This is a genomic window from Reyranella sp. (assembly GCF_017305915.1).
Taxonomy (GTDB): domain Bacteria; phylum Pseudomonadota; class Alphaproteobacteria; order Reyranellales; family Reyranellaceae; genus Reyranella.
In genome coordinates, this window is sequence record NZ_JAFKJN010000024.1 from 24,267 (window position 1) to 49,771 (window position 25,505).

At 69.0% G+C, this 25,505-nt stretch carries 27 protein-coding genes; 13 read left to right on the plus strand and 14 right to left on the minus strand.

Annotation, left to right across the window (positions count from 1 at the left end):
* Positions 1-57: 57 nt before the first annotated feature.
* The 11 genes from J0J01_RS23115 to trxA all read left to right on the plus strand — a co-directional run bounded on the left by J0J01_RS23115 (position 58) and on the right by trxA (position 12,832).
* Entirely contained in the window at positions 58-504 is a 447-nt protein-coding gene (locus tag J0J01_RS23115) for an HPr kinase/phosphatase C-terminal domain-containing protein (protein ID WP_296384994.1), read from the plus strand.
* Positions 505-514: 10 nt separating this feature from the next.
* Positions 515-1,468, plus strand: a complete 954-nt coding sequence (gene rapZ / locus J0J01_RS23120; RefSeq protein WP_296384995.1) for an RNase adapter RapZ — start codon at positions 515-517, stop codon at positions 1,466-1,468.
* Positions 1,465-1,869: a PTS sugar transporter subunit IIA gene (locus J0J01_RS23125; protein WP_296384997.1), complete on the plus strand. Its 405-nt coding sequence runs from the start codon at positions 1,465-1,467 to the stop codon at positions 1,867-1,869. Before rapZ ends, J0J01_RS23125 begins: the two co-directional genes overlap by 4 nt.
* Positions 1,866-2,165 carry an HPr family phosphocarrier protein gene (locus J0J01_RS23130; RefSeq protein WP_296384999.1) on the plus strand — a complete coding sequence of 100 codons (300 nt, stop codon included), beginning with the start codon at positions 1,866-1,868 and terminating at the stop codon, positions 2,163-2,165. Before J0J01_RS23125 ends, J0J01_RS23130 begins: the two co-directional genes overlap by 4 nt.
* Positions 2,166-2,549: 384 nt before the next feature.
* Entirely contained in the window at positions 2,550-3,941 is a 1,392-nt protein-coding gene (gene ahcY, locus J0J01_RS23135) for an adenosylhomocysteinase (RefSeq protein ID WP_296385001.1), read from the plus strand.
* A gap of 76 nt (positions 3,942-4,017) precedes the next feature.
* Positions 4,018-4,422 carry a tRNA (adenosine(37)-N6)-threonylcarbamoyltransferase complex ATPase subunit type 1 TsaE gene (gene tsaE / locus J0J01_RS23140; protein WP_296385004.1) on the plus strand — a complete coding sequence of 135 codons (405 nt, stop codon included), beginning with the start codon at positions 4,018-4,020 and terminating at the stop codon, positions 4,420-4,422.
* Positions 4,415-5,404 carry a phosphotransferase gene (locus J0J01_RS23145; RefSeq protein WP_296385005.1) on the plus strand — a complete coding sequence of 330 codons (990 nt, stop codon included), beginning with the start codon at positions 4,415-4,417 and terminating at the stop codon, positions 5,402-5,404. The genes tsaE and J0J01_RS23145 overlap by 8 nt, the downstream gene beginning before the upstream one ends.
* Entirely contained in the window at positions 5,401-6,093 is a 693-nt protein-coding gene (locus J0J01_RS23150) for a nucleotidyltransferase family protein (RefSeq protein WP_296385007.1), read from the plus strand. The genes J0J01_RS23145 and J0J01_RS23150 overlap by 4 nt, the downstream gene beginning before the upstream one ends.
* Positions 6,090-8,993: a double-strand break repair protein AddB gene (addB, locus tag J0J01_RS23155; RefSeq protein WP_296385009.1), complete on the plus strand. Its 2,904-nt coding sequence runs from the start codon at positions 6,090-6,092 to the stop codon at positions 8,991-8,993. Before J0J01_RS23150 ends, addB begins: the two co-directional genes overlap by 4 nt.
* A complete protein-coding gene (gene addA, locus J0J01_RS23160; RefSeq protein ID WP_296385011.1) occupies positions 8,984-12,448 on the plus strand; it encodes a double-strand break repair helicase AddA in 3,465 nt (1,154 codons plus the stop codon). The genes addB and addA overlap by 10 nt, the downstream gene beginning before the upstream one ends.
* A gap of 63 nt (positions 12,449-12,511) precedes the next feature.
* Positions 12,512-12,832 carry a thioredoxin TrxA gene (gene trxA / locus J0J01_RS23165; protein ID WP_296385014.1) on the plus strand — a complete coding sequence of 107 codons (321 nt, stop codon included), beginning with the start codon at positions 12,512-12,514 and terminating at the stop codon, positions 12,830-12,832.
* A gap of 1 nt (position 12,833) precedes the next feature.
* Here trxA and J0J01_RS23170 read toward each other — a convergent pair whose 3' ends face one another.
* The 3 genes from J0J01_RS23170 to J0J01_RS23180 are packed head-to-tail and all read right to left on the minus strand — an operon-like array spanning position 12,834 to position 16,231.
* Entirely contained in the window at positions 12,834-14,126 is a 1,293-nt protein-coding gene (locus J0J01_RS23170; RefSeq protein WP_296385015.1) for a folylpolyglutamate synthase/dihydrofolate synthase family protein, read from the minus strand.
* Positions 14,123-14,986, minus strand: coding sequence for an acetyl-CoA carboxylase, carboxyltransferase subunit beta (gene accD / locus J0J01_RS23175; RefSeq protein WP_296385018.1), 864 nt, complete (start codon positions 14,984-14,986; stop codon positions 14,123-14,125). The genes J0J01_RS23170 and accD overlap by 4 nt, the downstream gene beginning before the upstream one ends.
* A gap of 27 nt (positions 14,987-15,013) precedes the next feature.
* Complete coding sequence (locus J0J01_RS23180; protein ID WP_296385020.1) at positions 15,014-16,231, minus strand: D-alanyl-D-alanine carboxypeptidase family protein; 1,218 nt, start codon at positions 16,229-16,231, stop codon at positions 15,014-15,016.
* A 31-nt stretch (positions 16,232-16,262) separates the two neighbouring features.
* Here J0J01_RS23180 and J0J01_RS23185 point away from each other — a divergent pair, with 31 nt between their 5' ends.
* Complete coding sequence (locus J0J01_RS23185) at positions 16,263-16,913, plus strand: MBL fold metallo-hydrolase (protein WP_296385022.1); 651 nt, start codon at positions 16,263-16,265, stop codon at positions 16,911-16,913.
* On the opposite strand, the gene J0J01_RS23190 is transcribed toward J0J01_RS23185, so the two are convergent.
* Entirely contained in the window at positions 16,883-17,386 is a 504-nt protein-coding gene (locus tag J0J01_RS23190) for an Lrp/AsnC family transcriptional regulator (protein ID WP_296385024.1), read from the minus strand. The genes J0J01_RS23185 and J0J01_RS23190 overlap by 31 nt on opposite strands.
* 123 nt (positions 17,387-17,509) lie before the next feature.
* On the opposite strand from J0J01_RS23190, the gene J0J01_RS23195 reads away from it, so the two are divergent.
* Positions 17,510-17,890, plus strand: coding sequence for a nuclear transport factor 2 family protein (locus tag J0J01_RS23195; RefSeq protein ID WP_296385026.1), 381 nt, complete (start codon positions 17,510-17,512; stop codon positions 17,888-17,890).
* A gap of 3 nt (positions 17,891-17,893) precedes the next feature.
* Here the strand turns inward: J0J01_RS23195 and J0J01_RS23200 are convergent, their stop codons facing one another.
* From J0J01_RS23200 to J0J01_RS23245, 10 genes are all read right to left on the minus strand, one after another.
* Entirely contained in the window at positions 17,894-18,250 is a 357-nt protein-coding gene (locus J0J01_RS23200; RefSeq protein ID WP_296385028.1) for a hypothetical protein, read from the minus strand.
* A gap of 114 nt (positions 18,251-18,364) precedes the next feature.
* Positions 18,365-19,195 carry a tryptophan synthase subunit alpha gene (gene trpA, locus J0J01_RS23205; RefSeq protein ID WP_296385029.1) on the minus strand — a complete coding sequence of 277 codons (831 nt, stop codon included), beginning with the start codon at positions 19,193-19,195 and terminating at the stop codon, positions 18,365-18,367.
* Between the two features lies 1 nt (position 19,196).
* Complete coding sequence (gene trpB, locus J0J01_RS23210; RefSeq protein ID WP_296385031.1) at positions 19,197-20,411, minus strand: tryptophan synthase subunit beta; 1,215 nt, start codon at positions 20,409-20,411, stop codon at positions 19,197-19,199.
* Positions 20,412-20,413: 2 nt separating this feature from the next.
* Positions 20,414-20,992 (minus strand): RidA family protein, encoded by a 579-nt coding sequence (locus tag J0J01_RS23215; RefSeq protein ID WP_365738030.1) that lies wholly within the window; start codon positions 20,990-20,992, stop codon positions 20,414-20,416.
* Between the two features lie 9 nt (positions 20,993-21,001).
* Positions 21,002-21,634 (minus strand): phosphoribosylanthranilate isomerase, encoded by a 633-nt coding sequence (locus J0J01_RS23220; RefSeq protein ID WP_296385033.1) that lies wholly within the window; start codon positions 21,632-21,634, stop codon positions 21,002-21,004.
* 2 nt (positions 21,635-21,636) lie between these two features.
* The gene (gene pyrF / locus J0J01_RS23225) at positions 21,637-22,380 is read right to left on the minus strand and encodes an orotidine-5'-phosphate decarboxylase (protein WP_296385035.1); all 744 of its coding nucleotides are present in this window, start codon (positions 22,378-22,380) and stop codon (positions 21,637-21,639) included.
* A 45-nt stretch (positions 22,381-22,425) separates the two neighbouring features.
* Positions 22,426-22,698: a DUF2442 domain-containing protein gene (locus J0J01_RS23230; RefSeq protein WP_296385037.1), complete on the minus strand. Its 273-nt coding sequence runs from the start codon at positions 22,696-22,698 to the stop codon at positions 22,426-22,428.
* Positions 22,698-22,955: a DUF4160 domain-containing protein gene (locus J0J01_RS23235; protein ID WP_296385038.1), complete on the minus strand. Its 258-nt coding sequence runs from the start codon at positions 22,953-22,955 to the stop codon at positions 22,698-22,700. Before J0J01_RS23235 ends, J0J01_RS23230 begins: the two co-directional genes overlap by 1 nt.
* A 4-nt stretch (positions 22,956-22,959) precedes the next feature.
* Positions 22,960-24,444 (minus strand): glycerol kinase GlpK, encoded by a 1,485-nt coding sequence (glpK, locus tag J0J01_RS23240; protein ID WP_296385040.1) that lies wholly within the window; start codon positions 24,442-24,444, stop codon positions 22,960-22,962.
* A 21-nt stretch (positions 24,445-24,465) separates the two neighbouring features.
* Positions 24,466-25,485 (minus strand): polyprenyl synthetase family protein, encoded by a 1,020-nt coding sequence (locus J0J01_RS23245; RefSeq protein ID WP_296385042.1) that lies wholly within the window; start codon positions 25,483-25,485, stop codon positions 24,466-24,468.
* Positions 25,486-25,505 lie beyond the last annotated feature (20 nt).

Here is a 25,505-nt window from a genome sequence, read left to right on the forward strand (position 1 = left end):
TCGGACCGCGGACCTCCAGGTCCGCCTCATAAGCGGACCTGGAGGTCCGCGGTCCGAATGACCTTCGTCCATGCAACGTCGGTGGCGCTCAAGGCCAAGGGCCAATGGCGCGCCGTGCTGCTGCGCGGGCCGTCGGGCGCGGGCAAGTCCGACCTCGCGCTGCGGCTGATCCAGGCCGGCGGCCGGCTCGTCGCCGACGACCAGACGCACCTCGCGCGCCGCGGCCGTTCGCTGTTCGCATCGCCACCGCCCGCCCTGGCCGGCCTGATCGAGGCGCGTGGCGTCGGCATCGTTCGGCTCCCGCGAAACCAGTTGCAGGCGCGCGCCGCCGTTGCCCTGCTGGTCGATCTCGTACCGTCCGAGCGCATCGAACGGCTGCCCGATCCGCAGACGGAAACGCTGCTCGACATCACATTGCCGCGACTGGATCTCGCCCCATTCGAGCTCTCAGCTGTTCAAAAGTTGTGGCTTGCCTTGACGCGGAGCGCGGTCGCATCATCGTAAGGACGCGGCCATGCCCGATAGCTCGTCCTCCCCGGCCTCGATTCCCCAGCGGACCCACGCGCGGCGTCCCTTCGTGCTGGTCACCGGCCTGAGCGGCGCCGGCCGCGGCACCGCCCTGCATGCGCTCGAGGACCTGGGATACGTCGCGGTCGACAACGTGCCGCTGCCGCTGCTCGGCGACCTGATGCGCTCGACCGCCAGCCCGGGCGAGCTGGCGGCCCCGCTCGCCTTCGGCGTCGACACCCGCACCTTCGGCTTCAGTGCCCCGGCGCTGGTGCGCCACCTGCAGCAGCTGCGCCAGCGCGACGACCTCGACGCCCGCCTGCTCTACCTCGATTGCGACACCGAGACCCTGCAGCGCCGCTACACCGAATCGCGCCGGCCGCATCCCCTGGCGCCCGACCGGCCGGTGGTCGACGGCATCGTCGAGGAGCGCAAGCAGATCGGCGGCCTGCGCGATTCGGCCGACGTGGTGGTCGACACCTCGGCGCTGTCGCCCCACCAGTTCAAGCAGATCCTCGCCGGCCACTTCGCGGTGGGCGGGCAGCGCGGCGCGCGCATCGCCGTGATGTCGTTCTCCTACCGCCGCGGCCTGCCGCGCGAGGCGGACCTGGTGTTTGACGTGCGGTTCCTGAAGAACCCGCACTACGTGGCCGAGCTCAAGCCGTTCACCGGCCAGGACAAGCCGGTGGTCGACTACATCGCCACCGATCCGGACTACGAACCGTTCATTGCCCGGCTGGAGGGGCTGATCGGGCCGCTGCTGCCCCGATTCGACGCCGAGGGCAAGAGTTATCTCACCATCGCCGTCGGTTGCACGGGGGGCCGGCACCGCTCGATCGCCGTTGCAGAAAGGTTGGCGGAATGGTTGCGCGGCGCGGGTCGCTCGGTCACTCTTGTGCATCGCGATACGGAGGTTCGGGGAGAGCCGGTGTCGCAGAGCGTTTGGGGCAGGGGTGTATGATCGGCATCGTACTCGTGACGCACGGCAACCTTGCGCGCGAATTCCTCGCCGCCCTGGAGCACGTGGTAGGTCCCCAGCAATGCATCTCGGCGGTGTGCATCGGCGCCGAGGACGACATGGAGAAGCGGCGAGCCGAGATCCTGGAGCGGGCGCGGGCCTGCGACACGGGTGACGGCGTGATCGTGTTGACCGACATGTTCGGCGGCACGCCGTCCAATCTCGCCATTTCCATCATGGAGCATGCGCGTATCGAGGTGCTGGCCGGCGTCAACTTGCCGATGCTGGTCAAGCTCGCCTCGGTCCGGAACCGGCCGATCGCCGAGGCCGTGCGCATGGCGCAGGAGGCCGGCCGCAAGTACATCACCGTGGCTTCGCGGATCCTGGCCAAGGAAGCTTCGTGAGCAACGCCGCCGGGGAGACATCGCCCGGCGCCCTGAAACGCACCCTGGCGATCGGCAACAAGCGCGGCCTGCATGCCCGCGCCGCGGCCAAGTTCGTCCGCACCGCCGGGCAGTACGACGCCTCCGTCCGGGTCGCCTTCAAGGGGCAGGAGGTCTCCGGCCTGTCGATCATGGGCCTGATGATGCTGGCCGCCGGCATCGGCAGCTCGATCGAGCTCGCCTGCTCGGGCCGCCAGGCCATGGAGGCCATGGTGGCGCTCTCCGCCCTGGTCGAAGGCAAGTTCGGCGAGGAATGAAGCAGCCGCGCGCATCAAGCTGGCGCACCCCACAGACCTCGCCCTGAGGAGCGGCCCGAAGGGCCGCGTCTCGAAGGGTGGCAATACGAAGTAATGTCTGACGAGCCCGGTGCCTACGCCTGCATGCTGCGCCGACGGCAGCTACTACGTCGGCTCAAGGCCGCCGCGGGCTCGACCAAAGCGTCGGCGAGCACAATGCCGGTGCCTATGGCGGCCATACCTCGACGCGCTGACCTGTGACCTTGGTCTGGGCGGGGAGGGTGGACATAAAGCGCGGCGCATATCGGCATAAATTCTTGCTTATGTCTTGATATGGTCCGTTGAGAGCCCGCAGGACCGCTGTTAAGAGACGGCGTCCCAACCCAGAACCGCCGGAGCGCCGAGATGGCCGACTGCATCGTCAAGGATATCGGGCTCGCCGATTGGGGCCGCAAGGAACTCGACATGGCCGAGACCGAGATGCCCGGCCTGATGGCGATCCGCAAGGAATACGGCGCCAAGAAGCCGCTCAAGGGTGCGCGTATCGCAGGCTCGCTGCACATGACCATCCAGACCGGCGTGCTGATCGAGACCCTGAAGGCGCTGGGCGCCGACGTGCGCTGGGCCTCGTGCAACATCTATTCGACCCAGGACCATGCCGCCGCGGCGATCGCCAAGTCGGGCACGCCGGTATTCGCCGTGAAGGGCGAGAGCCTGACCGAGTACTGGGATTACACCCACAAGATCTTCGAATGGGGCGACGGCGGCGCGCCGAACATGATCCTCGACGACGGCGGCGACGCCACCCTGCTGGTCCATCTCGGCATGCGTGCGGAAAAGGACCCGTCACTGGTGTCCAAGCCGACCAACGAGGAAGAAGAGGTCCTCTACAAGGCGATCCTCAGGACCAACAAGGAGAAGCCGGGCTGGTACGCCAAGCTCGGCGCCGCGATCCGCGGCGTCACCGAGGAGACGACGACGGGCGTGCACCGCCTCTACCAGATGGAGAAGGAGGGCAAGCTCCTGTGGCCCGCCATCAACGTCAACGACTCGGTGACCAAGTCGAAGTTCGACAACCTCTACGGCTGCCGTGAATCGCTGGTCGACGGCATCCGCCGCGGCACCGACGTCATGATGTCGGGCAAGGTCGCGATGGTCGCGGGCTTCGGCGACGTCGGCAAGGGCTCGGCCGCCTCGCTGCGCCAGGCCGGCTGCCGCGTCATGGTGTCGGAGATCGACCCGATCTGCGCGCTGCAGGCGGCGATGGAAGGCTACGAGGTCGTCACCATGGAAGAGGCCGCGCCCAAGGCCGACATCTTCGTCACCGCGACCGGCAACGTCGACGTGCTGACCCTCGACCACATGAAGGCGATGAAGCACCGCGCCATCGTGTGCAACATCGGCCACTTCGACAGCGAGATCCAGATCGCCAACCTGCGCAACTTCAAGTGGCACAACGTCAAGCCGCAGGTCGACGAGGTCGAGTTCCCCGACGGCAAGCGCATCATCGTCCTCTCCGAGGGCCGGCTGGTGAACCTCGGCAACGCCACCGGCCATCCGAGCTTCGTGATGTCGGCCTCGTTCTCCAACCAGACGCTGGCCCAGATCGAGATCTGGACCAACCCGGACAAGTACGAGAAGAAGGTCTACACCCTGCCGAAGTTCCTCGACGAGAAGGTCGCCGCCTTCCATCTCGAGAAGGTCGGCGCCAAGCTGACCAAGCTCCGGCCCGACCAGGCCAAGTACATCGGCGTGCCCGAGGCTGGCCCGTTCAAGGGCGATCTGTACCGGTACTAAGCGCCTCAGAGGCGTGTAACCGCCCACAGCCTCACACATGCTAGAAAGCCGGCATCGCAAGATGCCGGCTTTTTCGATGCCCCTGGCCAATGAAGTCGCGACCGAGAGCCTCGGCGCAACCCTGGCCGCGCGCCTGAAGCCCGGCGACGTGGTCGGCCTCAGGGGCGACCTCGGCGCCGGCAAGACGACGCTCGCCCGCGCCATCATCCGCGCCGCCGCCAACGATCCCGACCTGATCGTGCCCAGCCCGACCTTCACCCTGGTCGAGGTCTACGAGACGCCGCGCGGCGCCTTCTGGCATTTCGACCTCTATCGGCTGGAGGCGCCCGAGCAGGTCTACGAGCTCGGCTGGGAGGAGGCCTTGGCCGAAGGCATCGTGCTGCTGGAATGGCCGGAGCGGCTGGGGCCATTGCTGCCGCAGCATCTCAGCGTGACCCTGGAGTTGGATGGTGATGGACGGCGCGCACTCCTCGATGTCTGACCGCGCTGCGCGGCGTCGGGACTTCGTCGTCCGCGCCGGCTGGGGCGATGCCGGCGAGCGCCTGCTGGCGGGCGACGCCTCGTTCCGCAAATACTTTCGCCTGACCCGCGCCGGCGGCACCGCTGTCGTCATGGACGCGCCGGCGCCGCAGGAGGATGTGCGGCCGTTCGTGCGCATCGGCCGGCATCTCCTGGCGATGAAGCTCAGCGCCCCGGAGATCTGGGCGGTCGACGAGGCCGACGGATTCCTGCTGCTGGAAGACCTGGGCGACGACACCTTCGCCCGCGTGCTGGCGAACGGCGGCGATGAAGCCGAGCTCTATGCCCGCGCCACCGACGTGCTGGCCACCGTCCACGCTGCGCCCGACCACGGCCTGCTGCCGGGCCTCGGCGGCTACGAAGGCGAACCGCTGATCGAGGCGGCGATGCTGCTGCCCGAATGGTACCTGCCGGAAGCAAGCGGCAGCGCCACCGCGGCGGACGTGGCGGCAGGCTACATCGCCGCCTGGCGCGCCTGCCTCGCCAACCTGCCGCCAAACACCGGCGCCCTGCTGCTGCGCGACTTCCACAAGGACAATCTCCTGTGGTTGCAGCGCCCGGGCGTGCGCGCCTGCGGCCTGCTCGACTTCCAGGATGCCCAGCGCGGCCATGCCTCCTACGACCTGGTCTCCCTGATCGAGGACGCGCGGCGCGACGTGTCGCCCAAGGTGCAGGCCGCCTGCCTGGCCCGCTACCTCGCCGCGACCGGCCTCGACGCCCAGGACTTCCGCACCGGCTACGCCCTGATGGCGGCGCAGCGCCATGCCCGCATCATCGGCCTGTTCGTCCGCCTGCTGCGGCGCGACGGCAAGCCTGAGTACCTGCCGCACCTGCCGCGGGTCTGGCGCATGTTCGAGCAAGCCTTGCAGCATCCGGCGCTCGAGCCGCTGCGCCTTTGGGTGGACCATCACCTGCCGCCGCCGCTGCGGCGCATCGGCGCTTGATCGACACCGCCATGATCCTGGCGGCCGGCCGCGGCGAGCGTATGCGGCCGCTGACCGACAGCACGCCCAAGCCGCTGATCCCGGTCGCCGGCCGGTCGATGCTCGACCGCTCGATGGCGCGGCTCGCCGCGCACGGCGTTCGCACCATCGTGGTCAACGTGCATCACCTCGGCGAGCAGATCGCCCGACACCTCGACGGCCGCGCACGGATCGTGCGCGAAGAGCGGCTGCTCGAAACAGGCGGCAGCGTGAAGAGCGCCCTGCCTCTGCTGGGCGACGGCCCGTATTTCATCCTCAACGGCGACGGCTTGTGGAGCGACGGTCCCAAGCCGATGTTGTCCCGCATGGAAGCGGCCTGGGATCCCGCGCACATGGATGCGCTCTTGCTGCTGCACCCGATCGAGAGCGCGATCGGCCGCGAGGCCAGGGATCGCGGCGACTATTTTCTCGGCTCGGATGGCCGCGCCCGCCATCGCGGCAGTGCTGCATCCGCGCCCTATCTCTTCGCTAGCATCTCGATCTGCGATTCCCGCCTGTTCCAAGAGTCGCCCGACGGCCCCTTCTCCCTCCTGAGGCTTTGGACCCGCGCCGAAGGCCAGGGCCGCCTGTTCGGCCTGGTGCATGACGGCGACTGGTTCCATGTCGGCACGCTGCAGGCGCTGGCCGAGGCCGAACGGCGGCTGGCATGAAGGGCGTCTTCTCCATCGGCATCGACCGCCGCTTCGCCGACGAGCTGGCAGCCGGCATTCTCGCCGAGCATGCCGGCGATCCGCTGAAGCTCGCCGACGTGCTGATCCTGCTGCCGACCCGCCGCTCGGTGCGCTCGCTGCGCGAGGCCTTCCTGCGCGCCGCCAACGGCAGGCCGACCCTGCTGCCGCAGATGGCCCCGCTCGGCGACCTCGACGACGGCGCCTGGGACGACCGCCCCGACGGCGACGCGCTCGCCCTGCCGCCGGCGATCGACCAGACCGAGCGCGAGGCGCTGCTGAGCGAGCTGGTGCTGCGCTTCCCGGGCGAGGACGGCGAGCCGATCGCCCAGACCACCGCCCAGGCGCTCAAGCTCGCACGCGAGCTTGCAAGTCTGCTCGATGAGCTCGCCATCGACGGCGTGCCGTTCGAGAAGCTGGAGGCGCTGGTCGACGGCAACTTCGCCACCCACTGGCAGCGCACCCTGCGCTTCCTCGCCATCGTCGGCGAGAACTGGCCTCAGATCCTGGCGGCACGCGGCCAGATCGACGCGCTGGACCGGCGCACCCGTGCGATCCGCGCCCAGGCCGCACGCTGGCGCGAGCGGCCGCCGGCGAACCAGGTGATCGCCGCCGGCTCGACCGGCTCGCAGCCCGCCACCCGCGAATTGCTGGCGACCATCGCCGGCCTGCCGCAGGGCGCCGTCGTGCTGCCCGGCCTCGACCGCGAGATGGACGAGGCAAGCTGGGCCAAGCTCGATCCGACCCATCCGCAATTCGGCCTGCGCGAGCTGCTGGCCGCCCTCGGCTGCGACCGCGACGGCGTCGCCGACTGGCCGGGCAGCTCGGGCGACCGCGCCCGGCGACAGTTGATCTCCGAGCTGATGCGGCCCGGCGAGACCACCGACACCTGGCAGCGCCCCAACCCTGCCGCGCTGGAGCACGTAACCCGCGCCGACTGCGCCACGCCGCACCAGGAGGCGCTGGTGATCGCCTTGGCCTTGCGCGAGGCGCTGGAGACGCCCCATCGCACCGCCGCCCTGGTCACGCCCGACCGCGACCTCGCCCGCCGCGTGACCGCCGAGCTGCGCCGCTGGACCATCGACATCGACGATTCGGCCGGCCAGCAGCTCGCCGACGCGCCGCCCGCCACCCTGCTGCGGGTCCTGCTCGCTGCGGTCGACTCGAGCTTCGCGCCGGTCGATCTGCTGGCGCTGCTGAAGCATCCGCTGTGCACCCTCGGCCTCGCGCGCGCCGAGCTGCTCGACGCCGCGCGGCGGCTCGACCGCAAGGGCTTGCGCGGGCTGAAGCCCGATCCCGGCCTCGCCGTGCTGAAGGAGAAAATCGCCCAGGACCGCGCTGACGTCATCGACCTGGTCGATCGGCTCATACGCGCGACGGCCGATCTCTGCACCGCGGTCGAGGCCGGCGCCGCGCCGAGCCTCCTGATCGATCTCACCATCGCCGCCGCCGAACAATGCGCGTCCGGCGACGCGCTGTGGTCGGGCGATGCAGGCGAGGCGCTGGCCGATGCGCTGGCGAGCCTGCGTGCGGCGTGGAGCGAGCGGCAGGAGATCGCCTCGGGCGAATGGCCGGCGCTGCTGACGACCATGCTGGCGACCGAAACCATCCGGCCCCACTTCGGCCGCCATCCGCGGCTCGCCATCTGGGGGCCGCTGGAAGCGCGCCTGCAGCGCGCCGATCTGCTGATCCTGGGCGGCCTGAACGAGGGTAGCTGGCCGCCCGCGGTCGAGACCGGCCCATGGATCAACCGGCCGATGCGCCGGCAGCTCGGCCTGCCGCAGCCCGAGCGCCGCATCGGCCTGTCGGCGCACGACTTCGCTTCAGCGCTGGCGGCCGAGCGCGTGTTGCTGACCCGCGCCGAGCGCGAGGGCGGCGCCCCGACCGTGCCGTCGCGCTGGCTGGCGCGGCTCGACGCGCTGTTCGGCTGGGACGCGGCGAGCGGCCTGCCGCCACCCGAATACATCCAGCGCGGCCAGCGCACCTATGTCGCCTGGGCAGGCTCCTTCGACGATCCCGCCGACTACAAGCCATGGCTGCAGCCCCGGCCGCGGCCGCCCCTCGAAGCGCGCCCCAAACAGCTCTCCGTCTCCAGCATCGAGCAGTGGCGGCGTGATCCCTACGGGCTCTATGCACGCCAGGTCCTGAGGCTGCGACGGCTCGATCCGCTGGAAGAGGAGCTGGGTGCGGCCGAGCGCGGCTCGCGCCTGCACGACACGCTCGACGAGTTCCTGAAGGCCTATCCCGACGGCGCCCTGCCGGCCGATGCGCTCGCGATCTTCGAGACCATGGGCGAGCGGCATCTCGAGACGGTGCTGGCGGCACCCGCCGAGCGCGCCTTCTGGTGGCCGCGCTTCAAGCGGTTGGCGCACTGGTTCGTCGCCACCGAGAGTGCGCGCCGCGCCGCCGGCACCAGGTTGCTCGCCAGCGAGACCAGAGGCTCGCTCGTGCTCGGGCCGCTCACCGTCACCGCGATCGCCGACCGGGTTGACGAAACCGAGCCCGGCGGCTGGAACATAATCGACTACAAGACGGGCCGCGTACCGTCGAAGAAGGAGCTTGCCGGCTTTTTCTCGCCGCAGCTTCTGCTCGAAGCGGCGATGCAGTTCGAGGACATCGATCGCCCAGCGCGAACAGTGCAGTTGTCCTACTGGCAAGCCAACGGCCTGGGCGATGGCGGCAGGGTAATCGAAGTCGAGGACAGCGACGCGCTGGTGTCGCAGATGATCGCGCTGGTGCAGAAGATGATCGACCACTTCGGCGATCCGTCGACGCCCTACGCCGCCCTGCCCTGGCCCGAGTTCATCCCGCACTTCAACGACTACGAGCATCTCGAGCGGGTCGCCGAATGGTCGTCGACGGAGAAGGACGAATGGTCCTGACCGATCCGCTGGAGCTCGCCGGCGCCGCCCAGCGCCGCGCCACCACGCCCGACCGCTCGGCCTGGGTCGAGGCCAATGCCGGCACCGGCAAGACCAAGGTGCTGACCGACCGGGTGACGCGCCTGCTGTTGGCCGGCGTGCTGCCCGAGCGCATCCTCTGCCTCACCTTCACCAAGGCGGCGGCGGCCGAGATGCGCAACCGCCTCGCCGCCCAGCTCGGCCGCTGGGCGATGGCCGACGACGTCATCTTGGGCAAGGAGATCACCAACCTGATCGACGAGGTGCCGCAGGCCGAGCAGCGCAGCCTGGCGCGCCGGCTGTTCGCGCGCGTGCTCGACGCGCCGGGCGGCATCCAGATCCTGACCATCCACGCCTTCTGTCAGGCGCTGCTCAAGCGCTTCCCGATCGAGGCTCATGTGACGCCGGGCTTCGAGGTGATGGACGAGGCCGAGGCCGCGACCCTGCTGCGCCAGGCGCAGGACGGCCAGATCGAGGAGCTGGCGGAAGCCGACGCGCCGGAAGAGCTGCGCACCGCGCTGGCGACGGTCGCGCGTCGCATCTCGGTGGCCGAGTACGCCGACCTGATGACCCGGCTGCTGGCCGAGCGGGCCTGGCTGCTGTCGCGAATCAGCAACGAGGCCGGCCTCAGGAAGCTCGGCCGCCAGCTGCGCAAGCGGTTGAACTGCGAGCAGGTGCCCGCGCTCGACGAAGCCGCGATGCGCGAGGCGGCGCGCGCCCTGATCGAGACCGGCGGCAAGACCGACGGCCCGAACGGCCGGAAGATCGCCGATTGGCTGGCCGACGACCGCGACGATCTCAGCGCGGCCTATCGCGAGGTCTTCTTCACCGACAAGGGCCAGGTGCGCAAGACGCTGGCGACCAAGGCGGCGCAGAAGCGCCTGCCCGGCATCGTCGACAGTCTCCAGGCCGAAGCGGAGCGGCTCGAATGCGCCCGCGGGCAGGCGCTGGTCGAGCTGACCCTGTCGCTGCTGCGGCTCGGTCTCGACATCACCCGCCGCTTCACCGCGGCCAAGCGGCGGCGCGGCGTGCTCGACTACGACGACCTGATCGTCGCCACGCGGCGGCTGCTCGATTCGTCGGAGAGCGCGTCCTGGGTGCTCTACAAGCTCGACGGCGGCATCGACCACGTGCTGGTCGACGAGGCGCAGGACACCAATCCCGACCAGTGGGAGGTGATCCGCAAGCTCACCGAGGAATTCTTCGCGGGCCAGAGCGCCAACGACCGGGAGCGCACCATCTTCGCGGTCGGCGACACCAAGCAGTCGATCTTCGGCTTCCAGCGCGCCGACCCGGCCAAGCTGGCCGAGATGCGCGACTGGTTCGCCGAGCGCATCCAGCGCGCCGAACGCAACTTCGACCATGTGCCGCTCACCGTGTCGTTCCGCTCGACGCCGGCGGTGCTCGACGCCGTCGACTGGGTGTTCGACCAAGCCGACGCCGCGAGCGGCCTCGCCGAGCCGGGCGACGTCGTGCACCAGCACAGCCGCGCGCACGATCCCGGCCGGGTCGAGCTGTGGCCGCTGGTCGCCGCCGCGAAGGTCGAGACCGACTATCAAACCGTCGAGGCGCCGAGCGGCGTGCTGACGCCGCCGCACCAGCGGCTGGCGCGGCTGATCGCGATGCACATCCAGGGGCTGGTCGGCCGCGAGCGCCGGGCGCGCAAGGGCGAGCTGCTGCACCCCGGCCACTTCATGGTGCTGGTCCGTCGCCGCAACCAGTTCGTCAACGCCCTGGTGCGCGAGCTGAAGCGCGAGCAGATCGAGGTCGCGGGCGTCGACCGACTCAATCTCGGCGAGGAGCTGGCAATCCAGGACCTGCTCGCCATGGCGCGCTTCGTGCTGCTGCCGCAGGACGACCTCAACCTCGCCTGTCTCCTGAAGTCGCCGCTGGTCGGGCTCGACGAGGACAGGCTCTTCACCCTCGCCTGGAACCGCAAGGTCCATCTCTGGCAGGCGCTGCGCGAGCGGGCGCATGAACCCGACTTCGCCGCTGCGCACGAACGGCTGGCGCAGTGGCTGGCACGCGCCGACTACACCACGCCGTTCGACTTCTTCGCCCAGGCGCTGGGGCCCGAGCATGGCCGCAGGCTGCTGCTCGAGCGGTTGGGCCACGAGGCCTCCGACCCGATCGACGAGCTGCTCTCTCGCGCGCTGCAGTACCAGCGGAGCGAGGCGGCCTCGCTGCAGGGCTTCCTGCGCTGGTTCGAGGCGGGCGGCGGCGAGATCAAGCGCGACCTCGACGCCAACCGCCGGCAGGAGGTGCGCATCCTCACCGTGCATGCCTCCAAGGGGCTGCAGGCGCCGATCGTCTACCTGCCCGACACCACGCGCATCCCCAAGGAGCTCGACCGGCTGCTGGCGGGCGGCGACGACACCCGGCTGTGGCTGCCGCGCGCCGACGATGCCAACGAGGCGGCGCGCGCCTGGAAGGCCGAGGCGCGGCGGCGGTCGATGGAGGAGCAGAATCGCCTGCTCTACGTCGCAATGACTCGCGCCGAGGACCGGCTCTATGTCGGCGGCTGGATCGGCAGCAAGCCGCAGGATCGCGGCTGCTGGTACGACCGCATCGCCGCCGGCCTTGCAGCAAGCGTAGACGGCCACAGCGACGAGCCGCGGGTGCGGGCGACGCGGAAGACCTTCGACTTCACGCCGGAGCTCAATGAGCTCGGCTGGACCGGCGAAGGCTACGAGCTGGTGAACAAGGGCCGCATCGAGCTGCCCGAACAGCAATCGCTGCCGCTCGACCCGGTCGCCACGCTCGAAGCCTGGGCGCGCGAGCCGGCGCCGGAGGAGCCCGATCCGCCGACGCCGCTGGCGCCCTCCCAGCCGCTGCCCGACGAGGCCATCCAGGCGCCGCGCGCCTACAGTCCGCTGGCCCAGGAGGACCGCCGCCGCTGGCAGCGCGGGCGGCTGCTGCACGATCTGTTGCGCCATCTGCCGGCCCTGCCGCCCGCCCAGCGCGAGGCGGCGGCCCGCCGCTTCCTGGCGCAGCCGGGCCGCGGCCTGACCGAGGCCGAAGTCAACGAATGGGCGGCCGAGGCCCTGGCGGTAACCGAGTCACCGGCTCACCGCGCCCTGTTCGCCGAAAGCTCACGCGCCGAGGTGCCGTTGATCGGCATGGTGAAGACGCCGCGCGGCACCTTCACCGTCAGCGGCCAGGTCGACCGCCTGGCGGTCACCGATTCCGAGATCCTGATCGTCGACTACAAGACCAACCGGCCGCCGCCCGAGCAGGCGGCCGGCGTAGCGCTCGCCTATCGCCGGCAGCTCGCGCTCTACCGGGCATTGCTGGCCGAGATCTATCCCGGGCGCCGGATCCGGGCTTTCCTGCTGTGGACAGCTGCACCCCGACTGATGGAAATCGAGGCAAAAACGCTCGATGCGTCAATGCCCTATGCAGGGGCGCATCTTGACTCGCCCCAACCCGCTTCCTAGCTTTTGGGCAAGGGTGGCGCCGGTCCGTAAGACCGGCTCAACTTGTTTTTGGGAGAACCCACGATGACCGTAAAAGCAACCGACGCCTCCTTCGAGCAGGAAGTCCTGAAGTCCGACACGCCGGTGCTGGTCGATTTCTGGGCCGAGTGGTGCGGCCCCTGCCGCATGATCGGCCCCTCCCTCGAGGACATCGCCAAGGAGATGGACGGCAAGCTCAAGGTCGTGAAGGTCAACATCGACGAGAATCCGATGGCGCCGACGCGCTACGGCGTCCGTTCGATCCCGACCCTGCTGCTGTTCAAGAACGGCCAGGTCGCCGCCACCAAGATCGGCGCCGAGCCGAAGCAGAAGCTGGTGAGCTGGATCAACACCGCGATCGCGTGATCTAGCCGTTGCGGGCCAGCACGGCGCCCGCAAGGTAGAGCGATCCACAGATGAGAATGCGCATCGGCGCGGGCTGGGTGGCCAACAGGTCCTCCAGGGCCGCGCCGATATCGTTTACGGGCAGGCAATCGAGCCCGACCTCGTCGGCCTTCTGACAGGCCTCTTCCGGCGTGTAGGCGCTGTGGCCCTCGGGGAACGGCACCGCGCGCGCCGCCCGGGCATGGCGCGCCAGCGGCCGCAAGAAGCCCGAGGCGTCCTTGGTCGTCAGCATGCCGAACACCAGGTAGAGCGGCAGCGCGCCCGGCTCCTTGGCCCAATCCGAGGCCATGCGGGCCAGTGCCAGGCCGCAATCCTCGTTGTGCCCGCCGTCCAGCCACAGCTCGCAGCCCGGCGGCAGGGCGTCGACCAGCGGCCCGCGCGTCAGCCGCTGCAGCCGCGCCGGCCAGTCGACCGAGGCGAGGCCGGTGCGGATCGCCTTGTCGTCGATCGCGAACTTGGCCGCGCGCAGGCGCTCGATGCAGGCCACCGCCGTCGCGGCGTTGTCGAGCTGGTGAGCGCCGACAAGAGCCGGCGCGGGCAGATCGAGCGTCTGCAGGTCGCTCTCGTAGCGAAAACCGGAGGCGGTCGGCGTCACCTGCCATTCGCGGCCCATGCGGAACAGCGGCACGGCGAGCTTGGCGGCCTCGGCCGCGATCACCTGCAGGCTCACGTCGCGCTGGCGGCCGATCACGGCCGGCACGGCGCGCTTCAGGATGCCCGCCTTCTCGGCGGCGATGCCTTCAAGCTTGTCGCCCAGGAAGCCGGTGTGGTCGTAGCCGACCGGCGTGATCGCCGAGAGCATCGAATCGACGACATTGGTGGTGTCGCGCCGGCCGCCCATCCCGACCTCGAGGATGGTGAGGTCGGCAGGAACCCGCGAGAACGCCAGGAACGCGGCCACCGTCGTGATCTCGAAGAAGGTGATCGGCTGGCCGGCATTGACCTCCTCGCATTCGGTCAGGATCTCGTCGAGCGTGTCGTCGTCGACGATGTGGCCGGCGACGCGGATGCGCTCGTTGAACTTCACCAGATGCGGCGAGGTGTAGACATGCACACGATAGCCGGCCGCCTCGCTCATCGCCCGCAGGTAGGCGACCAGCGAGCCCTTGCCGTTGGTGCCGGCGACATGGACGATCGGCGGCAGCTTCTTGTGCGGCGCGTCCAACTGGTCGAGCAGCCGCTCGATCCGCTCCAGCCCCAGGTCGATCAGCCTGGGATGGAGCCGCATCAGGCGCTCGAGGATGGCGTCGGTCACGCGACGACCAGGGGATCCATCAGCAGCGTGACCATCCGCATCAGCGTCTCGCGCAGCTTGTGCCGATGCACGACCGCGTCGACCATGCCGTGCTCCAGCAGGTACTCCGAGCGCTGGAAGCCCTCGGGCAGCTCCTGGCGGATGGTGTCCTGGATCACGCGCGGGCCGGCGAAGCCGATGATCGCGTCGGGCTCGGCGAGATGGATGTCGCCCAGCATGGCGAACGAGGCCGAGACGCCGCCGGTGGTCGGATCGGTCAGCACGACGATGTAGGGCAGGCCGGCTCCCTTGACCTTGCGCACGGCGATGGTGGTGCGGGTGAGCTGCATCAGCGACAGGATGCCTTCCTGCATGCGCGCGCCACCCGAGGCGGAGAACACGATCAGCGGCGCCTTGCGCGCGACCGCGAGCTCGGCCGCCATCACCAGGCCTTCGCCGACCGCCGTGCCCATCGAGCCGCCCATGAAGCCGAAGTCGAGGGCGGCGATCACGGTCATGCGGTTGCCCATCAGGCCGCTCGCCACGACCAGCGCGTCGGTCGTGCCCTCGGCCTTGGCCTGCGCCTTCTTGAGCCGCGCGTCATAGCGCTCGGTGTCGCGGAATTTCAGCGGATCGGCCGGCACCTTGGGCAACGGATGCAGCTCGTACTTGCCCTCGTCGAACAGGTGCGGCAGCCGCTTCAGCGGCCGGATGCGCATGTGATGGCCGCAATGGGTGCAGACTTCCTGGTTCGCCTCCCAGTCGCGCATGAACAGCATCTGCTCGCACTTGGGACACTTCAGCCAGAGGTTCTCCGGCGTCTCCTTGCGGTTCACCAGCGCGCGGAGCTTGGGGCGGACGAAGTTGGTCAGCCAGTTCATGGGGCGCGGTATCGCACGAAAGACCGGTTATCGCCAGAAGGCGCCAAATGGCGCCGCGAAATCCGTGGGTTTCTTCACTTCGCAGAACTGTTTCCTGGCCTTGTAGGCGGCGCAGAGCTTTTGTGCGGCATCGGGCTCGAGGTCGGCGATGATCGCGGCCTGCTTGGTCACCTTGTTGGCCGTCACGGGCAGGATGTACTCCTTACCGAGCCGCGTGACGCCGAGCGACGCGAGGTCGGCCTGGCCGGTGTCGTAGACCCGCCGCGCCGTCGGCCAGTTGGCATGTGTGCCGAGCCACGCCGCGTCGCCCGGCATGTCGTAGCGGATCATGCCGCACTCACCCTGGCCCAGGACGTTCGCCGGCGTGCCGGCGACGTTGTGCATCTGCCAGACCTTGGGCCGGCTGCCGGCGGTCTTGAGCGTGAAGGCCTCGTCGAACAGGCGGACCAGGAACTCGTCGCGCAGGTCGGCGCGGCGGAAGCCGAGCGCGACCGCGATCAGCCGCCGGCCGTCGCGCAGCGCGCTGCCGACGATATTGAAGCCCGAGGCGCAGATGAAGCCGGTCTTCAGCCCCTCGCCATACGGCGAGTAGAGCTCGACGAACTTCACGCCGCCCTTGATGTGGCGTGCGCCGACATCGAGCTGGTCGGCGTGGAAGTAGCCGTAGTACTGGGGGAAGTCCTTGGCCAGCGCGACGCCCAGCACCGCGAGATCGCGCGCCGTCGTCACCTGCGCAGGATTGGGCAGACCATGGGCGTTGACGAAATGAGTGGCCGTCATGCCGAGGCGTTTGGCGGTGTCGTTCATGCGCTGGGCGAACGCCGCCTCGCTGCCCGATACCCGCTCGCCGAGCGCCGTCGCGACATCGTTCAGCGAACGCACGACCAGGGCGGTGAGCGCGGTATCGACGGTGACGGTGCCGCCGGCCGCCACGCCGAGATAGCCGGCATACTCCACGCTGAGAGCGGTCTTGGACATCGTCACCGGGTCGCCGGGCCGGAGGCGGCCGGCCTTCAGCTCCTCGAACACGATGTACATGGTCATGAGCTTGGTGAGCGACGCGGGGTACCAGGAGGCGCCGGCATCACGCTGCGCCAGCGTCTCGCCGGTCGCGGCATCGACCACGAGATAGGGTCCGGCCAAGACCGGGCCGGTGGGCGAGCTGACGGGGCCGATCTGGGCCGCCGCGGGCCCGGCGAAGGCCGCCAGCAGCAGCGCCAGGCAGAGCGCAAAACGCACTGTCATTTCCCCCAATTCATGCCATTACAGAGCGGCCATGCTCAAGGTCATGATCGCGCCCGTCACGCCGTTCCAGCAGAATTGCTCGATCGTCTGGGACTCCGACACGATGGAGGGCACCGCCGTCGATCCCGGCGGCGACTTCGACCGGCTCAAGCAGGCGATCGACGAGCAGGGCATCAAGGTCAGCAAGGTGCTGCTGACCCACGGCCATGTCGACCACGCCTCGGCCGCCGGCACCATGGCCGAGCAGTACGGCGTGAAGATCGAGGGCCCGCACCGCGATGACCTGTTCCTGATCGAGGGCTTGCCCGAATCGGGCCGCAAGTACAATTTTCCGGCCTACAAGCCGTTCGTGCCCGACCGCTGGCTGGAGAACGGCGACACGGTGAGCCTCGGCAATCTCACCTTCGACGTCGTGCACTGCCCGGGCCATACGCCGGGCCACGTCGTGTTCGTGCACAAGCCGTCGCAGCTCGCCTTCGTCGGCGACGTGCTGTTCCGGGGCTCGATCGGCCGCACCGACTTCCCGCGCGGCAACCACGAGCAGCTCCTGTCATCCATTCGCGAGCGGCTGTGGCCGCTCGGCAACGACATCCAGTTCGTGCCCGGCCACGGCCAGACCTCGACGTTCGGCTGGGAGCGCAAGACCAATCCTTACGTCGCCGACCTGCTGTTCGACGACTGAAGGTGATCGAGCGGCAGCGGCGCGCCCGCCTTCAGGGTGTTGATCGCGATGCTGCTCTGGACCTCGCGCACGATCGGCAGGGCGAGCAGCCGGTCGACCAGGAATTTCTGATAGTGCGCGAGATCGGGCACCACGACCTCGAGCAGGTAGTCGACGGTGCCCGAGACCATGTGGCAGGCGATGACCTCGTGCATCCCGAGCGCCGCCTCCTCGAAGGCGCCGGCGCGATCGTTGGCATGCGCCTCCAGCCGCACGCCGACGAACACGGTGAAGCCGAGGCCGACGCGCGTGCGATCGAGCACGGCGCGATAGGCGCCGATATAGCCGTCGCGCTCCAGGCGCTTCACGCGGCGCAGGCAGGGTGACGGCGACAGGCCGATGCGCTCGGCCAGCTCGACATTGGTCAGCCGGCCGTCCTTCTGCAGGGCGGCGATGATTCTGGTATCGAAGTCGTCCAGTGGCTCTTTTGGCATGAATGGCCTTTCTGGACGTCTATTTTGGCATATTGTCCCGGAAAGATCCTCTTCCTTGGCGCACTCCGCAAGGACACGCCCTCAGCCGGCATGTCATCCAGGCGACCCCGAACGGAGAGCCGGATGACCGACGAACAGGCAAGCTTTGGCGCTTACGAGGAGATCGCCGCAGCGATCCAGATCTACATCGACAGCGCGCGGTCCGGTGACGCCGACCGCATGCGCAGCGCCTTCCTGCCCGGCGCAACGATCCGCGGCAGCTACGGCGGCAAGGCGACCGACTGGAGCCTCGACGACTTCTGCGGCGTGGTCGCCACAGGCGGACCCGCCACCGATCTCAGGACGCGCATCGCCGGCATCGAGCTGTCAGGCACCGCGGCGATGGCTCGCCTCGAAGCGGAGAACTGGCGCGGCACGCGCTACACGGACTTCTTCGTGCTGCTGAAACGCGACGATGCCTGGCGCATCGCCAGCAAGGTGTTCTTCGCGCACGCCCGTGCGTGAGCCTTAGAGCGAGGCGCCGAGGAAGGTGCGCACCGCGAGGTGGCTGGCCGGCGGCGCAGGCTGGGTATCATCGCGGCTCAGCACGTGCGCGAGGCCGTGGCGCAGCATCTCCTTGGTGAAGCGGCGCGGCTTGTTCTCGAGCTCGGCCAATTCCTGGGGCGTGCGCTGCAACACCGGCCGCGCAAAGGCCTCGAGCTCCACTTCGGCGGCAGGATAGAGCCCGCACGCCATCGCACCGAGCGCATAGGTGAGGCACTCCTCCTCCCAGCGGTCGGGCTCGCGGCGCTGCTTGTCGAGAAGATCCAGTGCGGCGCTGAAGGTACCGGCAAGCCTGTCCAGTCGTTCCATGGACCGCTGCATCTCTTTCCTCCTTCGACGCCGAAAACTGACGCCGATATGGGAGGCAAATTGTGACCCCGCAATGGCTCGCTGCGGGGTCTCACCTATTGATCACAAGAAGATTTGGTGACGTCGTTACGCCTTCTTCACGCTGCGCACGCCCTCTGCGAGCGACTTCACAAATGCGAGAAGACCGGCAACCAGATCGGGCTTCGGTTTGCCGTTGCCGTCGAGCGCAGCCTTCACCTGATCGACGATCGCCGAGCCGACGACGGCGGCATCGGCATGACGCGCGACCGCGGCGGCCTGCTCCGGAGTCTTGATGCCAAAGCCGACAGCGACCGGCAGCTTGGTATGACTCTTGATCCGAGAGACGTGGGTGCGCACCGCCTCCTCGGTCGCCGACTTGGTGCCGGTGGTGCCGAGCACCGAGACGAAATAGACGAAGCCCGCAGCGTATTTCAGAACCGCCGGCAGACGTTTGTCGTCGGTGGTCGGCGCGGTCAGCAGCACGGTGTCGATGCCGTTGGCCTCGGCATGAGGCTTGAGGGCACCGGCTTCCTCGGGCGGCAGATCGACCAGGATGAAGCCGTCGACGCCGGCTTCGGCCGCTTCCTTGCAGAAGCGCTCGGCGCCGCGCTGATAGACGAGGTTGTAGTAGCCCATCAGCAGGATCGGCGTGTCGTTGTCGACCTCCTTGCGGAAGCGACGCACCATGTCGAACGTGGCGTCGACGGTGATGCCCGCCTTGAGCGCGCGCTGGCCGGCGAGCTGCACCGACGGCCCGTCGGCCATCGGATCGGTGAACGGCATGCCGAGCTCGATCAGGTCGGCGCCGGCCGCCGGCAGGCCCTTCAGGATCTGGTAGCCCAGCGGGGCATCGGGATCGCCGGCGCTGATATAGGCCACCAGCCCCGCCCGCTTGTCCGCCTTGAGCTGGGCGAAGCGCTTCTCGATTCGACTCATGTCAGGCCTTCATCCCCAGTCGCGCGGCAACCTGCGGCACGTCCTTGTCGCCGCGGCCGGAGAGATTCATCACCAGCAGGTTGTCCTTGGGCAGCGTCGGCGCGAGCTTCAGCACGTGCGCCAGGGCATGCGCCGATTCGAGCGCCGGGATGATGCCCTCGAGCTTGCACAGGACCTGGAAGGCCGCGAGCGCCTCGTCGTCGGTTGCCGACACGTACTCGACCCGGCCCTGCTCCTTCAGCCACGAATGCTCGGGGCCGATGCCGGGATAGTCGAGGCCGGCCGAGATCGAGTGCGCCTCGGTGATCTGGCCCTCGTCGTCCTGCAGCAGGTAGGTGAGGTTGCCGTGCAGCACGCCGGGGCGGCCGCCGGTCAGCGACGCCGCGTGCTGGCCGGTCTCGAGGCCGTGGCCCGCGGCCTCGACGCCGACGATGCGCACGCCCGGATCGTCGAGGAAGGGATGGAACAGGCCCATCGCGTTCGAGCCGCCGCCGATGCAGGCGACCAGCGTGTCGGGCAGACGGCCTTCGGCCTCGTGCATCTGCGCCCGCGTCTCGTCGCCGATCACGCACTGGAAGTCGCGCACCATCTCGGGATAGGGATGCGGACCCGCCACCGTGCCGATGCAGTAGAACGTCGTCTCGCAGGTCGCGACCCAGTCGCGCAGCGCCTCGTTCATCGCGTCCTTCAAGGTCGCGGCACCGGCCTTCACCGGCCGCACCTCGGCGCCCAGCATGTGCATGCGCGCCACGTTGGGCGCCTGGCGGTCGACGTCGGTCGCGCCCATGAAGACGACGCAGGGAATGTCGAACAGCGCGCAGGCCGTCGCCGTGGCGACGCCATGCTGGCCCGCGCCGGTCTCGGCGATCACCCGTGTCTTGCCCATGCGCTTGGCGAGCAGCACCTGGCCCAGCACGTTGTTGATCTTGTGCGAGCCGGTATGGTTCAGCTCCTCGCGCTTGAAATAGACCTTGGCGCCGCCGAGATGCTTGGTGAGCCGCGATGCGTGGTAAAGCGGGCTCGGCCGGCCGGCATAATGCTTGGCGAGGTACTTGAGCTCGTTCTGGAACGCCGGATCCGCCTTGGCCTCGTTGTAGGCCTTCTCGAGGTCGAGGATCAGCGGCATCAGCGTCTCGGCGACGTAGCGGCCGCCGAAGATGCCGAAATGGCCGCGCTCGTCCGGACCGCGACGGTATGTGTTGGGCGTATCGGGCATGCTCAGCGCTTCTTCTTTTTCGCAGTCTTCGGCGGCGCCTTCTTGGCCGCTGCCTTGGCCTTCGGCGCTGCCTTCTTGGCGGCGGGCTTGGCGGCCGCCGCGCGCAGCGCCGGCGCGGCGTCGCCTTCGAACTCGACGATGACCTCGATCTCGACCGGGATGCCGCGCGGCAGCGAGCCCATGCCGACGGCCGAGCGGGCGTGGCGGCCGCGATCGCCGAACACCTCGACGAACAGGTCGGAGCAGCCGTTGATCACCTCGGGCTGGTTGCCGAACTCGGGCGTGGCATTGACCATGCCCAGCACCTTGACGATGCGCTTCACCTTGTCGAGGTCGCCGAGCTCGGCTTTCATCACCGCGATCAGGCTCAAGCCGGTCTCGCGCGCGTGCTCGTAGGCCTGCTCGACAGTGAGGTCGCGGCCGACCTTGCCGACCGGCAGCGGCTTGCCCGGCAGGCCCGGCCCCTTGCCGGCGAGATAGAGCAGGTTGCCGGTGCGCACGGCATTCACGTAGTTCGCCATCGGCGAGGTCGCCTTGGCGAGCTCGATGCCGAGCTCCTTCAGCCGCTGTTCAGTCTTCATCGGGTCACCTTAAAGCGCCTTCACCGCGTCGAGAAAAGCGCGAATGAGATCGGCGGATTTCACACCGCGGCTGGATTCGACGCCAGAGGAAACGTCGACCGTCCGGGCACCGGTAACCCGCACGGCCTCGGCAACATTGCCAGGCGTGAGCCCACCGGCCAGCATCCACGGCAGAGGGATCGTTCGGCCGGACAGGAACGTCCAGTCGAAGGTCATGGCATTGCCGCCCGGCAGGGTGCCTTCGGCGCCTTCGAACATCAGCCGGTCGGCGACGCCGGCATAGGCGAAAGCCCGCTCGACATCGTCGGGCGCACCGACCTTGATCACCTTCATCACCGGTTTCCCGGTGCGTTGCTTGATGGCCGCGACCCGCCCGGGCGTCTCGCCGCCATGGAGCTGCAGAAGGTCGAGCGCGCCGGTCGCGAGCTTCTCGTCGAGCAGGGCATCGTCGGGATCGACGAACAGGCCGACCCGGATGACCGTTTTGGGCACCAGCGCGCCCAGCGCCCGCGTCGTCTCGGTCGAGATGTAGCGGGGCGATTTCGGATAGGTCACGAAGCCCACATAACGCGCACCGCCGCGCACCGCCGCGTCGATCGTCTCGGGCGTCGAGAGTCCGCAGATCTTGACTTCGACGGTCATGGTCAGAGCGCGCCGAGCTCGCGCGCGATCGCTTGCGCGGCCGAATCGGGATCGGCGGCCTCGGTGATCGGCCGGCCGATCACCAGGTGATTGGCGCCGAGAGCGACGGCCTGCTTGGGCGTCATCACGCGCTTCTGGTCGCCGCTCGCGGAGCCTGCGGGCCGGATGCCGGGCACCATCAGCACGAAGTCCTTGCCGCACGCCTTGCGCAGCGCCTCGATCTCGAGCGGCGAGCAGATCACGCCGTCGAGACCGCTCGCGCGGGCCAATGTGGCGAGCCGCACCGCCTGCGCCGACGGATCGGCGGCCACGCCGGTCGCCTCGAGGTCGGACTTGTCGAGCGAGGTCAGCACGGTGACGCCGAGCAGCCTGGGCCGCGCCACGCCGATGCGCTTGGCTTCGGCGGCTGCCGTCTCGGCGGCGGCCTTCATCATCGCCGGCCCGCCGGCGGTGTGGATGGTGATGAAAGTCGGCTCCAGCTCGACCACGGCGCGGATGCCGCCGGCCACCGTGTTGGGAATGTCGTGCAGCTTCAGATCGAGGAAGAAGCCGATGCCGGTCGCCCGCACCGGCGCCGGGAAGGCGTAGCGCACACCCGGCGCGCCGTGTGCCAGGAAGAATTCCAGCCCCAGCTTGATGCCGCCGACCGCCGGCCGCGCCCCGCCGGCCACCGTGCGGATCAGCTTGGCGGCCTGCGGGAGATCGACCGTATCGACGGCGCAATAGACGGGGTTGGACCGGTTCATGGCGGGGCGCAACCTAGTGGCGGCGCCCCGAGGCAGCAAGCGCTCCTATTCGGCAGCTACAGACTTGTGGCTGCGTAGCCAGAGCTCATCGGCATGGAAGTCCACCAAGCCGGCGGGGGTTTCCCAGGCCAAACTTTCGCCGGCAGATTGCACGAACAGGCGGTGCAGGAAGATCGCCGGCTGCCGCAGCGAAGCCAATGCCCTCCCGCGGGCGATTTCGGCGCGGAAATCAACCTTGCTGGAAGAGCCGTCGGCCCACTCGATCGCGACGATGAAATCAGGCTGGGGCGTGGCGCGGCGAATTGCATGTCGAGCCATCAGTCTAGTCTCCTTGGGACCTCGCCTGCTCTCACTTTCACCCAATTGTCCATCAATTCGTCCCGGCGAGCCAGCGTCCAGTCCCGCAAACGGCGCTGACGACGAGGCGACAGCCTTCCTTCCGCATCAATAACGCCGCCGTCTTCGATCCGGATGCGAGCGTGAAAGTCGGCGCCCTGGGCATGAAAATGCGGAGGCGCGTGATCATTGAAGTACAGAATGATCAGAATGCCGTCGACGACTGCGATCGTGGGCATGAATTCAGGAACTGCGCACCCGGCGGACGGCGGCCTGCCAGCCGGCATAGCGGCGGTCGCGCGAGGGCGCGGCCTCGGCCGGCCGGAAGGCCCGGTCGAGCGACCAGGTGGCCGACAGCGCCTCCAGCGAGGGCCACAGGCCCGCCTGCAGGCCGGCCAGGAAAGCCGCACCCAGGGCCGTGGTCTCGATCACCGTGGGCCGCTCGACCGGCGCCCCGACGGTGTCGGCCAGGCGCTGCATCAGCGGGTCGTTGACCACCATGCCGCCATCGACCCGAAGCTCGTCGATCTGGGCGCCGTCGCCCTGCATCGCCTCGATCAGGTCTCGGGTCTGGTAGCACACCGAATCGAGGGTGGCGGCGGCGATCTCCGCCGGGCCGGTGTCGCGGGTCAGGCCGAGCAGCGCGCCCCGCGCCTCGGCATCCCAGTAGGGCGCGCCGAGGCCCACGAAGGCCGGCACCATGTAGACGCCGTGGCCGTCCTTGGCCTTGGCGGCGACCGCCTCGACATCGGACGATTTCTCGATCAGGCGCAGGCCGTCGCGCAGCCATTGCACGGCGGCACCGGCGATGAAGATGCTGCCTTCGAGCGCGTAGGTGCGCCGCCCGCCGAGCTGGTAGGCGATGGTGGTCAGCAGCCGGTGGCTCGACTGCATGGCGATGTTGCCGGTGTTGAGCAGCGCGAAGCAGCCGGTGCCGTAGGTCGCCTTGACCATGCCGGGCTTGATGCAGGCCTGGCCGACCGTCGCCGCCTGCTGGTCGCCCGCCATGCCGAGCACCGGAACCGGCGCGCCCAGGATGTCGGCGGTCGCGACACCGAACTCGGCGGCATTGTCGACCACCGTCGGCAACATCGAGGCCGGCACGCCCAGCAGCTTGCCCAGCTCGGCATCCCAGGCGCCCTTGCGGATGTCGAGCAGCAGGGTGCGGCTGGCATTGGTCGCATCGCTCGCATGGACCTTGCCGCCGGTCAGGCGCCACAGCAGGAAGCTCTCGATCGTGCCCGCAGCCAGCGCACCCTTCTCGGCGGCGGCGCGGGCGCCGGCGACGTTCTGCAGGATCCAGGCGATCTTGGTGCCGGCGAAATAGGGATCGAGCAGCAGGCCGGTCTTCTGCGAGAAGATCTTCTCGTGGCCGGCGCGCTTCAGCTCGGCGCACCTGTCGGACGTGCGGCGGTCCTGCCAGACGATGGCGTTGTGCACCGGCTTGCCGGTGGCGCGGTCCCACACCACCGTGGTCTCGCGCTGATTGGTGATGCCGATTCCGGCGATGTCCTTGGCCGCCAGCCTGGCGTTGGCCAGCGCGCCACGGCAGACCTCGACGGTGGCCCGCCAGATCTCCTCCGGGTCGTGCTCGACCCAGCCGGGCTTGGGGAAGATCTGCGGCAGTTCCTTTTGCGCCGACGCCACGGGATGGCCCGCGGGGCCGAACACGATCGCGCGGGTGCTGGTCGTGCCCTGGTCGATGGCGAGGATATGTTTGGCGGCCATGAGGCCGCGATTAAAGCGGCTCTAGTGCGCCCGGTCGATGGCGAAGTCCACGGCCTCGAGCATCGCCGACTTGAGCGGCGAATCGCGGAACAGGCCGAGCGCATCGCGCGCCATGGCGCCGTAGTGGCGCGCCCGCTCGAGCGTGTCGGTCAACGCGTTGGTCCGCTCGATCAGGGCCTGCGCCTGCTCGAGGTCGCCGCCGCGCTGCTCGAGCTTCTCGATGGTGCGCTTCCAGAAGGCGCGGTCGACCGCACCGCCGCGCAGGAAGGCCAGGATCACCGGCAGCGTGAGCTTGCCCTCGCGGAAGTCGTCGCCGACGCTCTTGCCGAGCTTGGCCTCGCGGCCGGCATAGTCGAGCGCATCGTCGACGAGCTGGAAGGCGATGCCGAGATTCATGCCGAAGCTCTCGAGCGCGACGCGCTCCGCCCCGTTGCGGCCGGCGATCATGGCGCCGACCTCGGCCGCCGCGGCGAACAGCCGGGCGGTCTTGCCCTTGATGACCTCGAGGTAGGTCGCCTCGGGCGTGGAGATGTCGCGCTGGGTGACGAGTTGCAGCACCTCGCCCTCGGCGATGGTCGACGAGGCGCGGCTCAGCACGCCCAGCACGTCGAGCGAGCCGACCTCGACCATCAGCTCGAACGAACGGGTGAACAGGAAGTCGCCGACCAGCACCGAAGCCTTGTCGCCCCACAGCGAGTTGGCGCTCGGCTTGCCGCGGCGCAGCGCGCTCACATCAACGACATCATCGTGCAGTAGCGTGGCCGAATGGATGAATTCGACGCAGGTCGCGAGCTTCACATGGCGGTCGTCGTCGCCGGGATAGCCGCACAGCCGCGCCGCCGCCACGGTGAGGAGCGGGCGCATGCGCTTGCCGCCGGCGCCGACCAGGTGAGTGGCGAGCTCGGGGATGAGCGCAACCGGAGAGCGCATGCGGACCAGGATCTCACGATCGACCCGGACCATGTCTTCGGCGCAGAGCGCCAGCAGCGGCTCCAGGCTGGGCGCCTTGCGCTTGCCTTCGAGGGAAACAACCGTGGCCATACCGAAAAGATAATCCGTTC